The 13,176-nt window shown below is 72.3% G+C and carries 12 protein-coding genes; 7 read left to right on the forward strand and 5 right to left on the reverse strand.

The window, feature by feature from the left end; all coding sequences use genetic code 11:
• The 3 genes from ACQZOG_RS05315 (at position 1) to ACQZOG_RS05325 (ending at position 4,365) form a co-directional block, all read left to right on the forward strand.
• On the forward strand, positions 1–1,884 hold the full coding sequence (locus ACQZOG_RS05315) for a GTP-binding protein (RefSeq protein WP_430741325.1): 1,884 nt from the start codon (positions 1–3) through the stop codon (positions 1,882–1,884).
• Between the two features lie 260 nt (positions 1,885–2,144).
• Positions 2,145–2,663: a single-stranded DNA-binding protein gene (locus tag ACQZOG_RS05320; RefSeq protein WP_230228003.1), complete on the forward strand. Its 519-nt coding sequence runs from the start codon at positions 2,145–2,147 to the stop codon at positions 2,661–2,663.
• A gap of 280 nt (positions 2,664–2,943) precedes the next feature.
• Positions 2,944–4,365 carry a Cys-Gln thioester bond-forming surface protein gene (locus ACQZOG_RS05325; RefSeq protein ID WP_261675051.1) on the forward strand — a complete coding sequence of 474 codons (1,422 nt, stop codon included), beginning with the start codon at positions 2,944–2,946 and terminating at the stop codon, positions 4,363–4,365.
• 35 nt (positions 4,366–4,400) lie between these two features.
• Here the strand turns inward: ACQZOG_RS05325 and ACQZOG_RS05330 are convergent, their stop codons facing one another.
• The 3 genes from ACQZOG_RS05330 to ACQZOG_RS05340 form a co-directional block, all read right to left on the reverse strand.
• Positions 4,401–4,907 (reverse strand): HAD domain-containing protein, encoded by a 507-nt coding sequence (locus ACQZOG_RS05330; protein ID WP_261675050.1) that lies wholly within the window; start codon positions 4,905–4,907, stop codon positions 4,401–4,403.
• A gap of 211 nt (positions 4,908–5,118) precedes the next feature.
• Entirely contained in the window at positions 5,119–6,012 is an 894-nt protein-coding gene (locus ACQZOG_RS05335) for an aminoglycoside phosphotransferase family protein (RefSeq protein ID WP_193455257.1), read from the reverse strand.
• Between the two features lie 101 nt (positions 6,013–6,113).
• Positions 6,114–6,872 carry a DUF6928 family protein gene (locus ACQZOG_RS05340; protein WP_430741326.1) on the reverse strand — a complete coding sequence of 253 codons (759 nt, stop codon included), beginning with the start codon at positions 6,870–6,872 and terminating at the stop codon, positions 6,114–6,116.
• A 691-nt stretch (positions 6,873–7,563) separates the two neighbouring features.
• Between ACQZOG_RS05340 and ACQZOG_RS05345 the strand changes: the two genes are divergently transcribed.
• Complete coding sequence (locus ACQZOG_RS05345) at positions 7,564–7,710, forward strand: hypothetical protein (protein ID WP_430741327.1); 147 nt, start codon at positions 7,564–7,566, stop codon at positions 7,708–7,710.
• 71 nt (positions 7,711–7,781) lie between these two features.
• Here the strand turns inward: ACQZOG_RS05345 and ACQZOG_RS05350 are convergent, their stop codons facing one another.
• Positions 7,782–8,528, reverse strand: coding sequence for a phosphotransferase family protein (locus tag ACQZOG_RS05350; protein WP_430741328.1), 747 nt, complete (start codon positions 8,526–8,528; stop codon positions 7,782–7,784).
• A gap of 315 nt (positions 8,529–8,843) precedes the next feature.
• Here ACQZOG_RS05350 and ettA point away from each other — a divergent pair, with 315 nt between their 5' ends.
• The 3 genes from ettA to ACQZOG_RS05365 are packed head-to-tail and all read left to right on the forward strand — an operon-like array spanning position 8,844 to position 11,600.
• Positions 8,844–10,508 carry an energy-dependent translational throttle protein EttA gene (ettA, locus tag ACQZOG_RS05355; RefSeq protein WP_033274623.1) on the forward strand — a complete coding sequence of 555 codons (1,665 nt, stop codon included), beginning with the start codon at positions 8,844–8,846 and terminating at the stop codon, positions 10,506–10,508.
• 4 nt (positions 10,509–10,512) lie between these two features.
• Complete coding sequence (locus ACQZOG_RS05360) at positions 10,513–10,938, forward strand: acyl-CoA thioesterase (RefSeq protein ID WP_033274622.1); 426 nt, start codon at positions 10,513–10,515, stop codon at positions 10,936–10,938.
• Positions 10,935–11,600 carry a hypothetical protein gene (locus tag ACQZOG_RS05365; RefSeq protein ID WP_193455253.1) on the forward strand — a complete coding sequence of 222 codons (666 nt, stop codon included), beginning with the start codon at positions 10,935–10,937 and terminating at the stop codon, positions 11,598–11,600. The genes ACQZOG_RS05360 and ACQZOG_RS05365 overlap by 4 nt, the downstream gene beginning before the upstream one ends.
• 580 nt (positions 11,601–12,180) lie before the next feature.
• Here ACQZOG_RS05365 and ACQZOG_RS05370 read toward each other — a convergent pair.
• Positions 12,181–13,158 (reverse strand): ABC transporter ATP-binding protein, encoded by a 978-nt coding sequence (locus tag ACQZOG_RS05370; RefSeq protein ID WP_230227993.1) that lies wholly within the window; start codon positions 13,156–13,158, stop codon positions 12,181–12,183.
• Positions 13,159–13,176 lie beyond the last annotated feature (18 nt).

Raw genomic sequence — 13,176 nt, forward strand, 5'->3', positions numbered from 1 at the left:
GTGACCGCCGTCACTGACCAGGACCACACCGAGCACCCCGAGCACCCCGAGCACCCCGAGCACCCCGAGCACCCCGAGCACCCCGAGCACTCCGAGCCCGGCGAACCTGCCGAGCGCCCCGAGCGCCCCGCCCGCGCGGACGGTGCCCGCGCGGACGGGGCCGGCGCCTGGGACGACGGGCTGATCGCCCGCCGGGTGAACGGCACCGCCGCCGGGAGTTCGTCGGAGGAACAGCCCGCCGTCGTGGAACCCCGCGCCTCCACACCGCAGAAGGTGGTCCCCCTGTCGTACGACCCGCAGCTCGCCTCCCGTCTCGACGCGCTGCGCGAGCTGGTGGGGCTGAGCCGCGCACGCCTCGACAACCGCACCCTCTCCCAGGCGGGACGCGTGCTCGACGAGGCCGCCGCGCGACGCCGGCTCTCCGGGCAGCACACCGTCGTCGCCATCGCGGGCGCCACCGGCAGCGGCAAGTCGCAGCTGTTCAACACGCTGGCCGGGGTGCCGATCTCGGAGACCGGCGTACGGCGCCCCACCACCGCCGCCCCCATCGCGTGCAGCTGGAGCGACGGCGCGGCGAGCCTCATCGAACGCCTCGGCATCCCGCCCCGGCTGCGCCGCCGCCCCCTCCAGGCCATGACCGACGCCGACGAACGGCTGCGCGGGCTCGTCCTCGTCGACCTGCCCGACCACGACTCGGCGGCCGTGGAGCACCGCGAGCAGGTCGACCGGGTGCTGGGGCTGGTCGACGCGGTGATCTGGGTCGTCGACCCGGAGAAGTACGCCGACGCCATGCTGCACGAGCGCTACCTGCGGCCCATGGCGGCACACGCCGAGGTCATGTTCGTCGTCCTCAACCAGGTCGACCGGCTGCCCGGCGACGCAGCCGAACAGGTCCTCGACGACCTGCGGCGGCTCCTGGACGAGGACGGCATCGTCCTGGGGGAGTACGGCGAGCCCGGCACGACCGTGCTCGCCCTGTCGGCACTCACCGGGGACGGCGTGGGCGACCTGCGCGAGGCGCTCGCCCGGTTCGTGGCCGAGCGCGGGGCGCCCGCCCGCCGGATCTCCGCCGACGTCGACATCACCGCCGCCCGCCTGTGGCCCGCGTACGCGACGCGCCGGCGCACCGGGCTGAGCGAGGAGGCACGGGAGGAGTTCTCCGACCGGCTCGCGGACGCCGTGGGCGCCACCGCGGCGGGCGAGGCGGCCGAACGCGCCTGGCTGCGCAACGCCAACCGCGCCTGCGGGACCCCCTGGCTGCGGCTGTGGCGCTGGTGCCAGGCGCGGCGCGAGCCGACCACCGGCAGGGTTCCCCTGGGCGGCCGGCCCGACGAGGAGGTCACCGCGCGGCAGCGCGTGGAACAGGCGGTCCGCACGGTCGCCGACCGTGCCTCCACCGGACTGCCCACGCCCTGGGCGCAGGCGGTGCGCGAGGCGGCGGTGCGCGGGTCGCAGGGACTGCCCGAGGCACTCGACGAACTGGCCGTGCGGGCCGGGCTGCCGCCGGGGCGGCCGCCGCGGCCCGGATGGTGGCCGGTCGCCGTGCTCGCGCAGGCGTCCATGACGATCCTGCAGTTCGTGGGCGGGCTGTGGCTGCTCGGGCAGATCATCGGCGTCATGGCGCCGAACCTGGGCGTGCCGGTGCTGCTGATGGTCATCGGGATCGTGGGCGGGCCGCTCGTCGAGTGGAGCTGCCGGATGGCCGCGCGGGGGCCGGCCCGGCGGTACGGGCTGGAGGCGGAGAGACGGCTGCGTGAGGCGGCGGCCGGGTGCGGGCGCGCCCGCGTGCTCGATCCGGTGGCGGCGGAGCTGCTGCGGTACCGGGAAGTGCGTGAGCAGTACGGGCGTGTGGCCGGGGTGGGGGCGGGGAGCGGGGGGCGTTGAGGCGGTCGCGTTTTCGCGGTGTGGCCGTCGCGCCGTAACGCCACTCGTCCGGATGGCGGGGTTTTCCACAGGGTGGGGGCGGTCCACAGGGCTCGGCGGGGTCCGGCCCGGCGGAGGCAGTCTGACTGCGCGGTGACCACGGAGCGCGAGGTGCTCCGGAATCACCGCGCCAGACGGCAGCCGTACGGGACGGACCCGTACGCGTATCCGCCCGGCGCCGGTGAGGGAGCCGGCGGGTCCGGGCCAGGGAGGGAAACGCGATGAACGAGACGATGGTGTGCGTGGTGGGCAACGTGGCGACGCGGCCCGTGTACCGGGAGACGGTCTCCGGGCCCTCGGCGCGGTTCCGTATCGCGGTCACCGCGCGCTACTGGGACCGGGAGAAGAACAGCTGGGCCGACGGACACACCAACTTCTTCACGGTGTGGGCCAACCGGCAGCTCGCCACCAACACGGCGGCGTCCCTGTCGGTGGGTGAACCGGTGATCGTGCAGGGCCGCTTGAAAGTGCGTACGGAGACGCGGGAGGGTCAGCCGGACTGGATGTCGGCGGACATCGACGCGGTGACCGTCGGGCACGACCTCGCCCGCGGCACGACCGCCTTCCGCCGCACCCCGCGCCCGGAGTTGACGCCGCCGTCGGACCGCGCGGAACCCGCCTGGGAGACGGACCCGGCACCGTCACCGCCGGCCGACGGGACGGCGGCGGACGGGGCCCCGGATGCCGGCAGCGGTGAGGCGGCGGGTGAACTCCGGCCGGAAGCAGCCATGGTGACGTGAAATCAGCGGTGACGTGCTTCGTCACGGCAGCTGTCCGAACCGAGGCTTATCGACGGATCGATGCTGAACCGTCCTGCGGGGATTTGTCGATAAGCCCTGTTCAGCGGCGTCCCGGCGATAACGATTCCGATTCGGATCATCGCTCCGACGCGATCACCGGCAAGCGCTGTCCGACGGCTCCTTAGGATGCCGGGCATGGCTCCGGGGGGTCCTTGGGGCCGGAGATTCTGCTGGTGGGACCGTCCCCCCACGTCACGGGTCCTGCTCGGAAGGGAATTCGGTGTCTGTTTCGTTCTCCGCGCGGCGCCTGCGCGGACGTGGGTCGGCCCGCCTCACGGCGGGGACGCTGGTGACGGGGATCGTCGCCGCCACCGTGCTCGCCGGTGCCGGACCGGCCTCCGCGGGCGACCCCGGGACGATGCCGCGGCACAACGGAGCAGCCGCGACGATCGACGGGCTCAAGACGTACGGCACGGCCGTCATCCACGGGGCCGCCGGTGACACGCAGGTGTCGGCGGGGCTGTTCGAGATGTCCGTCGAGGGCGGCGGCATGCTGCACACCTACTGCGTCGACATCCACACCCCCACCCAGCAGGACGCCAAGTACCACGAGACCGCCTGGAGCGGCACCTCGCTCGGCACCAACAAGGACGCCGGCCGGATCCTGTGGATCCTCGAGCACTCCTACCCGCAGGTGAACGACCTGGCGGCGCTCGCGAAGAAGGCGGGCGTCCGGGGCCAGCTCACCGAGCAGGACGCCGCGGCCGGCACCCAGGTGGCGATATGGCGCTACTCCGACGGCGTGGACGTCGACGCCCTCGACCCGCAGGCCGAGCAGCTCGCCGACTACCTGGAGAAGAAGGCGCGGAAGGCGGCGGAGCCGCCGGCGTCGCTGACCCTGGACCCGCCGGTCGTCGCCGGCCGTCCGGGCGAGCGGCTCGGCCCGGTCACCGTCCGCACCGATGCGCGGAGCGTCACGGTCTCCCCGCCCGCGGACGCGGCCACCTCCGGCATACGCGTCGTGGACGCCGAGGGCGAGCCCGTGACCACCGCCGGCAACGGCAGCAAGCTGTACGTCGAGGTCCCGGAGGACGCGGAGACGGGCACCGCCCAGCTGACCGTGCAGGCGGCGACGAGCGTGCCGGTCGGCCGTGCCCTCGTCTCCGAGAGCCGCAGCCAGACGCAGATCCTGGCCGGGTCCAGCGAGTCGACCGTCTCCGCGACGGCGAGCGCCGGCTGGTCCGCGGAGGGCGCGATACCCGCCGTGTCGGCCCGCGAGAACTGCGCCGCGGGCGCGGTGGACGTCACGGTCGCCAACCACGGTGACGCCGCGTTCGCCTTCGAGCTGGCGGGCGCCGAGTACACCGTGGAGGCCGGCAGCTCCCACACGGTGACGGTCCCGCTGAACGAGGACCAGCCGTACGACTTCACCGTCGAGGGGCCGGACGGCTTCCAGCAGCGCTTCACCGGGATGCTCGACTGCCGTACGCGGGCCGCCGAGGTGGGGACGACGACCCAGACCCTCTCGGGTCCGACGCCGACCCCGGTCGCCGCCCCGGACACGGACACCAACCTCGCCGAGACCGGCGCGTCCAGCATCACTCCGTGGATCACCGGCACCGCCATCGCACTGGTCGTCCTCGGCGGTGCGGGCCTGGTCCTCACCCGCCAGCGGCAGGGCGCCTCCGGCGACAACGGCTGACGGAGGACGGACGCGGGGCCGTGCCCCGCGGTGCCTCACGACGGGTGGTCGAGGGCGGCGAGCCAGTCGCCGAGGGCACGGAAATCGGCGTCCTGGAGGCCGCGGGCCGGGTCGACGCGGTGGAGGAGCGCCGGCCCGGGATGGGCGGCGGCGACCCACTGACGGTCGACGGCGCCGATCTCGTCGTCGACCCAGACGAACGGCCGGCCGCCGGCCCACTCGACGAGCGGGCGGGTCTTCCAGTGCAGGCCGCGAAGGCCCGGCCCGTCGGCCTCGGGCAGGTCCAGCACGGGCAGCCTCGGCAGCCCGAGAGGCGGCGCGACGACCTCGTTCGCCTCCTCCATCCACGTGGTGGCCCACACGAGCGAGCAGCCCAGGGCCAGCAGGCGGGCGCCGAGGGTGGGGTCGAGGCGGGCGAGCAGGGGGTTGCCGTGGTCGGCGGGGGCCGTCGGGGGAGGTGGGTGCGGCGACCCGAAGGGGATCAGCGGGCCGTCGACGTCGAGGAAGAGGAGGGGGCGCTCCGCTGCGGCACTCCCGCACATGACCATGGGGTGATCCTGGCACGCATCCGGCCGCCCCTGTGCGCCGACCGGTCGTGGCCGTGATGTGCGTGCGGCTTTCCGTCCATGCGGCACACCGTGGTACACCGTGGCAGAAGGAGCGCGTTGCGGCTACAGCCGTCGTACACCGTCCTACCAGGCGCGACGTGCTCGCAACAGGCCCAGGCGCGCAGCTGCCGTCAGCCCGCCCGCCTCAACCCTTCAGCACGCGATCGAGCGCCGCCCGGCCTGCCGGTCCCCACGCCGGCTTGCCGCCGGGAAGGCCCAGGTCCCCGTTCCTGCCCATCAGCATGAGGAACAGGCTCTTCAACGCGGCCAGCCCACGGGCGCGCCGGATCGTCCCCGCGTCCGCTCGCTCGTACGCGTCGAAGAAGCGGGAGACCGCGCCCGCGGGAAGGATGACCCAGGCGGCCGCGAGATCCCACGCCGGGTCGCCGGCGCAGATGTCGCCGAAGTCGATCACGCCCGAGAGCGTCCCGTCCGAGACGACCACGTTGGCCGGATGGAGGTCGCCGTGCAGCCAGAGCGGCGGTCCCTCCCACTCGGGCGCCGCGACGGCGTCGTCCCAGACGGCGCGGACGTCGTCGGCGAGGTCGTCGGGGACGACGGCGTCGAAGAACCGGTCGAAGCCGTCCGCGCACTCCTTGGGACGGCCACCGCGGTCCCCGCTGACCGGGGCGCCGGCGGGTGCCTCCACATGCAGCGCTCTGAGGAAACCCGCCAGGGCGTCGGCCGCGTGGTCGCCGCGACTGATCGAGGAGCAGTCCAGCGGATCGCCGGGCACCCACGTCATCACGGTCCAGTGCTTGGGGAAGCGCGGGGACGGCTCGCCGGACCGTACCGGGGTGGGCACCGGAAGCGGCAGGCGCGGGGCCAGCACGGGCAGCCACCGCCGCTCGTTGAGCTGGAGCTCCGGAGTGGGGTCCATGCGCTGCATGCGCACGGCCAGCTCGTCCCCGAGACGCCACATCTGGTTGCCCCATCCGCCCGCCACCTCACGGATGTCGAGTCCCGCCAGGTCCGGATGCTGCTCCCGCAACAGGTCGCGGACCAGGTCCGCGGTGATCTCGATCTCGGTGTCGGTCATGCGCACGCACAGTACGGGAGTGACGGGGGAGTTGACCGCCGTGATGGGACGCCCCGCCCGGCTGTGTTCCTCGACCTACTTCGGGAGGGAGAGGTCGTGAGTTACAGGCCGTTTCGCTCGATCAGGGAGCCGTCGGGTCCGAGCGTGTACGCGCGTGGCGGTCCCATGGCTTCCACCGCCCTGCGCAACTGCGCCTCCCGCTCCGCGAGGTCAGGATCGTGCGGGTCCCGCACCTTGAAGCCGTGCAGGCGGATGGTGTCCGCGTCGACGTCGTCCGGCTCGGGGCGGCCCTCCTGGACGAAGCCGCAGAGCGCACGCAGGGCGTCTTCTCCCAGGTCCAAGGGGTGGAACGGCAGGGGGTATGTCTTTTCGTCCTCGTCCGGCCAGGGGATGACGTCGGCCGGGCGGTTTCCGGCCCAGTAGGGCCGTTCGAAGGGGAGCGGTTCGCCGAAGTCCTCGATGATGCCGCTGTCCGGAGACAGGCTCAGGGAACGGATGAGACGTCCGTCCTCCCACACGGCGAAGGCCAGCCAGTCGACGACGCTGTGCATGGCGTGGAGGACGAGCCGTCGGCCGGCACTCGCGGCCACGAGGTGTCCGGGAAGCTGGGACGGGGCATCGATCATCACCCTCTGGTCACCGATGACGTCCACGCCGGGCCAGCTGGCCGCGTACGTCGTCCCCTCCGGGGGGTACACGCCGTCCCAGAGAGTCGACCCCTCGCACTCCTCGAACTGTCGGCCCGGGTGGAGCCGCCGCAGCATGCCGAGGGTCCGGTCAAGATCCGCTGCCCCCACCCGTCGCAGCGCCCCAGGCGCGTCGCCGTCGGCGTACACCAGCAGTCCCGTCTTGGCTCCCACGCCAGCCCCCCATTTGTTGCTCTTGATGGCGGACGCACCGTAGCGCCACGCACTGACAACGAAGGCGACACGTTCCGCCCTGGGCCCACTGGGCCCACTGGGCCCACTGGGCGCCGGAGTCGCTATCCGTGAGCTGAGAGGTCCACGCTTCCCAGCGCATGGCCTTTCCGTTCGTGGTGGCGTAACGGCACCACGAGTGGGCAGCCCACCAGCGGCTTGTCACCGATGGGGGAGGTGTCAGGCAGCCTGGCCGTCGTGGGCCTGACCGGCGCCCCGGTACGCGGAGACGGCCTCCCTCGGACGTTCAATGGGACATCCGAACTGGAAGCAGTACGGCGGCACCACCGCACAGCAACCCCTGCGACACCTCCGGCCGCTGGCTCCGTCCAAGCCCCGTAGCGGCCGGAATGGCCGTTGCCGGCTCCAGTTGCGCTGGAACGGTCGCAAGCCGCTGGTGCCGAGGCGGCTGCCCGTCGGCGACGGCCGGAGCGGGTTCGGATCGAATGCCTTGAAGCTGGTGTCTCAGGTTCTGATCTTGCCGGGGCAGCATGGCGGAGGAAGCCGCGAAAAGTGGCCGCCGGCACCCTGGACCTCAAGTGCGCTGGCATGGCTGGGCTGTTCCCCGAGGAACTGCTCACGGCGACCGATACGGTCCTCGACACCTTCGAGGACCAGCTTGCCGAACAGGGGCGTGGAAGGAGTGACCGCGCTGCTGCACCGGTTCCGCCGCCTGCGTATCCGCTTGGAGATCCGCGACGGCATCCACCACGCGTTCGTCACCCTCGGCGGCGCTGTCATCTGCTGGCAACGACTGCGCACCGCACTCTGTCGAGAGTAAGGGCGGGCGATCGCCCCGGGGGCCCACGCGATGCGTCACAACGCATACGTGGCAGTCGGGCCCGCGCAGCCTCACATCCGGGATCTCAGAACGTCGACCTCACAACCCGGCGCGAAGGGGTCGAATCCGTGCTCGATCAGCCAGCGAACTGCCAGAAGGCTCCGCAACGACCACCACGCGTGGATCACGTCGAGGTCGACGTCGGTGCCGTAGCCGGCGACGACGTCGTTGAGGTGCTCCTCGTTTCCGAGCGTGAAGGTGGCAAGGTCGTACAGGGCATCACCCCGGCCCGCCTCCGACCAATCGATGATGCCGGTGACCTCGTCGCCCTCGACGAAGACGTGCGCGACCTGCAGGTCGCCGTGCGTGAACGCCGGAGTCCACGGCCGGAGCGCGGCCTCGGCGACCTGGCGGTTGCGGATGACCAGGTCGGCGGGCAGGACGTCGTTCGTCACGAGCGACTCGCACTCGGCGTCGAGTTCCGCCGCCAGCGCGACGCTGCTCCGGCCGGCCTGGCCCGGCCGGGGCGGCAGGGGTGCTTCGTGCAGTTCTCGGATGGCGGCGCCCGCTGCGGCCCACGCCGCCGGCGACCCGGTCGACGGCCTGCCGAGGCGCCCAAGCGTCGTCCCCGGGAGTGCGGCGATCGCGAGCACGGGCGGCTTGCGCCACAAGACCTCCGGGGTCGGGACCGGCGCGAGGGACATCATCTCGACTTCGACGTCGATGCGCGCCTGATCGGCGTCCACCTTCAAGAACACATCGCCGACGCGCAGAGTCGCGCGCTCGGAATGGGCGACGACGACTTCGACCTCGTTCATGGGCGACCACTATCCAGGGGGTGATCGCCGTGCACCAGCGGTCCCGTTTTGGATCCCCCAGCAGCAGCCCTCCCCGTGCCGTGTCGCCCTCGTGGCGGGCGGACCATAGCGCCACGCACCGACAGCGCAGGCGGCCGTCCGAGGCTCCCCGAGCCGACCGGCGGTGACCGACAGTGACAGGTGAGCCGCGCGCCGCAACCGTGAACCCGCAGGTCAGGGCGGTCCGGCGGAACGGGTTTCCCCCGAGGGGTGGCGGTCGGGCAAGATGGGGTGTATCTGCCCACTGCCTGATTTCAAGTTGCCGGACGGTTTCTCTTGGCTGAGTACATCTACACCATGCGCAAGGCGCGCAAAGCGCACGGCGACAAGGTGATCCTCGACGACGTCACCCTGAGCTTCCTGCCGGGGGCGAAGATCGGTGTCGTCGGGCCGAACGGCGCCGGTAAGTCGACGGTTCTGAAGATCATGGCGGGTCTGGAGCAGCCGTCGAACGGTGACGCCTTCCTCACTCCCGGTTACACCGTGGGCATCCTGCTCCAGGAGCCCCCGCTGAACGAGGACAAGACCGTCCTGGAGAACGTCCAGGAGGGTGTCGCCGAGGTCAAGGGCAAGCTCGACCGGTTCAACGAGATCGCCGAGCAGATGGCGACCGACTACTCCGACGCGCTGCTCGAAGAGATGGGCAAGCTGCAGGAGGAGCTGGACCACGCCAACGCCTGGGACCTCGACGCCCAGCTCGAGCAGGCCATGGACGCCCTGGGCTGCCCGCCCGGCGACTGGCCGGTCGCCAACCTCTCCGGTGGCGAGAAGCGCCGCGTGGCGCTGTGCAAGCTGCTGCTCGAGGCGCCCGACCTGCTGCTCCTCGACGAGCCCACCAACCACCTCGACGCCGAGTCGGTGAACTGGCTGGAGCAGCACCTCGCCAAGTACGAGGGCACCGTCGTGGCCGTCACCCACGACCGGTACTTCCTGGACAACGTCGCCGGGTGGATCTGCGAGGTCGACCGCGGCCGGCTGCACGGCTACGAGGGCAACTACTCCAAGTACCTCGAGACCAAGGCCGCCCGCCTCAAGGTCGAGGGCCAGAAGGACGCCAAGCGGCAGAAGCGCCTCAAGGACGAGCTCGAGTGGGTGCGCTCCAACGCCAAGGGGCGCCAGGCCAAGTCCAAGGCGCGTCTGGCCCGCTACGAGGAGATGGCCGCCGAGGCCGACAAGATGCGGAAGCTGGACTTCGAGGAGATCCAGATCCCGCCGGGCCCGCGTCTGGGCAACGTCGTGGTCGAGGTCAACAACCTCACCAAGGGCTTCGGCGAGAAGCTCCTCATCGACGACCTCAGCTTCACCCTCCCGCGCAACGGCATCGTCGGCATCATCGGTCCGAACGGCGCCGGCAAGACCACGCTGTTCAAGATGATCCAGGGGATCGAGCAGCCCGACTCCGGCTCCATCAAGGTCGGCGACACCGTCAAGATCTCCTACGTCGACCAGAGCCGCGAGAACATCGACCCGAAGAAGACGCTGTGGGCGGTCGTCTCCGACGAGCTCGACTACATCAACGTCGGACAGGTCGAGATGCCGTCGCGGGCGTACGTCTCCGCGTTCGGCTTCAAGGGCCCGGACCAGCAGAAGCCGGCCGGTGTGCTCTCCGGCGGTGAGCGCAACCGCCTGAACCTCGCGCTCACCCTCAAGCAGGGCGGCAACCTGCTGCTCCTCGACGAGCCGACCAACGACCTCGACGTCGAGACGCTCTCCTCCCTGGAGAACGCGCTGCTGGAGTTCCCCGGCTGCGCCGTGGTCGTCTCCCACGACCGGTGGTTCCTCGACCGCGTGGCCACGCACATCCTGGCCTACGAGGGCGACTCCAAGTGGTTCTGGTTCGAGGGCAACTTCGAGTCGTACGAGAAGAACAAGGTCGAGCGGCTCGGCCCGGACGCGGCCCGTCCGCACCGTGCCACCTACAAGAAGCTGACGCGGGGCTGATCTCTTGCGGCACATCTACCGCTGCCCGCTGCGCTGGGCGGACATGGACGCGTACGGCCACGTCAACAACGTGGTGTTCCTCCGTTACCTGGAGGAGGCCCGTATCGACTTCCTGTTCCGCCCGGAGAAGGACTTCAAGCAGGGGTCCGTGGTGGCGCGCCACGAGATCGACTACAAGCGGCAGCTCGTGCACCGGCACCACCCGGTCGACATCGAGCTGTGGGTCACGGAGATCAGGGCGGCGTCCTTCACCCTCACCTACGAGGTGAAGGACGACGACCTGGTCTACGTCCGCGCGTCGACGGTGATCGTGCCGTTCGACTTCGAGGCGCAGCGTCCCCGGCGGCTCACCGCGGAGGAGCGCGAGTTCCTCCAGGAGTACACGGACGACGCCGTCGCCGGTGACAAGGAGGAGGCCGTCGCCGCATGACGGTCCTCCACCTCGCCGACGAGGGGGAGGCCGCGGATCTCGCGGCCTTCCTGTCCCGGCTGCTGCACTACGACCGCGGCGCCGCCGTCCGCCTCCAGGCGGCCGGCACGGCGCTCGCGGTCTTCGGCCGTCCCCCCTCGTTCGAGGTGCTGGCGATCCGCGCGGTGCGGCTGGCCAAGCCGTACGAGAACGGGCTCGACGTCACCCTGGACGTGACGGTGTCCGCCGGTGAGCTGCTGGAGACGGTGGACGAGTCCGCCGCCACCGCGGCCGTGCCGGCGGCGGTCACCGGGCCGCCGTGGGCCGGGGTGCTCCCGCCGCGCGGCGGCTGGAAGCCCGAGCCCGGCCTTCCCGAGCCCGAGCGGCTGCGCCGGCTCGTCGCCGCCTCGGTCGCGGAGTTCCGCTCCCGCACCGAGCAGTTGGCGCCGGAGCAGCGCACGCGCGCCGAACTCGACCGCGTCGGGCGGGAGATATGGTCCCGCACGGTCGCGGACACCGGCCTGCCGGTGCGCGCCGTGCACGCCGCCCAGTCGCTCCGCTTCCTGCGCGGCGACGACCAGGCCCTGTTCTCGTCCGGGTCGTGGCTGCGGCTGCGGACGCCCTACGGTTCCGTCGCGGTGCGGCGGTCGGGCGTGGGCACCCTGGGACTGAGCGTCCGCTGACCCTCACCGCGCCTGTCCCCGCGTCCCTCGCGGCTGCTGTCGGCCGGGTGGACGGTGATGTAGTCCCGGTTCCGGCATGCGGGCCCAGCGGTGGCGCGGCCGGCTCAGCGTTCGCTGACGGTCGGTGCGCGTGGCTGGGCGTGGCTCGCGGCCGCTGTGGTGCGGGCGGACGGTGACGTGGTCCGGTTCCGGTGCGTGGCCTCGCGTGCCGGCTCGGCGTCCGCTGACCCTCACCGCGCCTGTCCCCGCGTCCCTCGCGGCTGCTGTCGGCCGGGTGGACGGTGATGTAGTCCCGGTTCCGGCATGCGGGCCCAGCGGTGGCGCGGCCGGCTCAGCGTTCGCTGACGGTCGGTGCGCGTGGCTGGGCGTGGCTCGCGGCCGCTGTGGTGCGGGCGGACGGTGACGTGGTCCGGTTCCGGTGCGTGGCCTCGCGTGCCGGCTCAGCGTCCGCTGACGCCCGCCGCGTCTGTCCCCGCGTCCCTGGCTGCCGGTTGTCGTCCGTTTTCGGTTCCGTGTTCGGCGGGACTGCGTGGGTGCCCGCGGGGCCGGGATCGGTGGGCGTCGGCGGTCGGCGTCCGGCTCACCGGTCTTCGCGGCCGCTGTCGTCCGGGCGGACCGCGATGTGGTCCGGTTCCAGTTCCAGGGCCACGCGGTCGCGCATGCCGAGTGCGGTGGTGTACTCGGCCGGGAGCTGGAGACGGCCCGCCCGGTCCAGCATCGCGTACTCGCGGGCGACCACCTTCTCGTCGCCGGTGGCCGCGTCCACCTCGCTGCGGCGCAGCACCTCCGTCGAGGTGCGGCCGTCGCGGATGGCGACCGTGCGGCTGACCTCGTTCGCCACCGCCTGGTCGTGGGTGACGATCACGACGGTCGTGCCGAGCCGCTCGTTGGCCGTGCGGAACGCGGCGAAGATCTGCTCGCCGGTGTGCGAGTCGAGCTCGCCGGTCGGTTCGTCCGCGAGCAGCACCGCCGGGTCGCCCGCGAGGGCCACCGCGATGGCGACCCGCTGCTGCTGGCCGCCGGACATCTCGTCCGGGCGACGGTCACGGCAGTCCGCCACCTCCAGCAGCTCCAGCAGCTCCAGGGCGCGTTCGGCGCGGGCCCGGCGCGCGGAACGGGAGCGTCCGCCGGGGCGGCCGGAGAGCTGCATCGGCAGCGCCACGTTCTGCGCCGACGTCAGATACGGCAGCAGATTGCGGGACGTCTGCTGCCACACGAAGCCGACGACCTCGCGGCGGTAGGCGAGCCGGTCCCGCGCGGACATCGTCAGCAGGTCGCGGCCCGCCACCCGGGCCGCGCCGGCCGTGGGGGTGTCCAGGCCGGCCAGGATGTTCATCAGGGTCGACTTGCCGCTGCCGGACGCCCCCACCAGCGCCATCAGCTCGCCTCCCCGCACCAGCAGGTCGAGCCCCTGGAGCGCCTGGACCTCCACACCGTCCGCGGTGAACACGCGGACCAGACGGTCGCAGGTGATGAGCGCGTCATGGCCGTACGCGGGCCGGTCGCGGCGGGCCGCGACGCGCTCGGTGAGGTCGGCGAGGGTCGGGTCCGAGGTCATCGGGAGCCTCCTGCGGGG

Source organism: Streptomyces sp. P13-3-3, from assembly GCF_050571355.1.
In the GTDB taxonomy this organism is placed as follows: Bacteria; Actinomycetota; Actinomycetes; order Streptomycetales; family Streptomycetaceae; genus Streptomyces; species Streptomyces althioticus.

Excerpts from the sequence above, each read along its gene's own strand:
- ACQZOG_RS05320 (WP_230228003.1), top strand. The coding sequence starts at position 2,145 with ATGAACGAGACGATGGTGTGCGTGGTGGGCAACGTGGCGACGCGGCCC.
- ACQZOG_RS05330 (WP_261675050.1), bottom strand. The coding sequence starts at position 4,907 with ATGTGCGGGAGTGCCGCAGCGGAGCGCCCCCTCCTCTTCCTCGACGTC.
- ACQZOG_RS05335 (WP_193455257.1), bottom strand. The coding sequence starts at position 6,012 with ATGACCGACACCGAGATCGAGATCACCGCGGACCTGGTCCGCGACCTG.
- ACQZOG_RS05350 (WP_430741328.1), bottom strand. The coding sequence starts at position 8,528 with ATGAACGAGGTCGAAGTCGTCGTCGCCCATTCCGAGCGCGCGACTCTG.
- ACQZOG_RS05365 (WP_193455253.1), top strand. The coding sequence starts at position 10,935 with ATGACGGTCCTCCACCTCGCCGACGAGGGGGAGGCCGCGGATCTCGCG.
- ACQZOG_RS05370 (WP_230227993.1), bottom strand. The coding sequence starts at position 13,158 with ATGACCTCGGACCCGACCCTCGCCGACCTCACCGAGCGCGTCGCGGCC.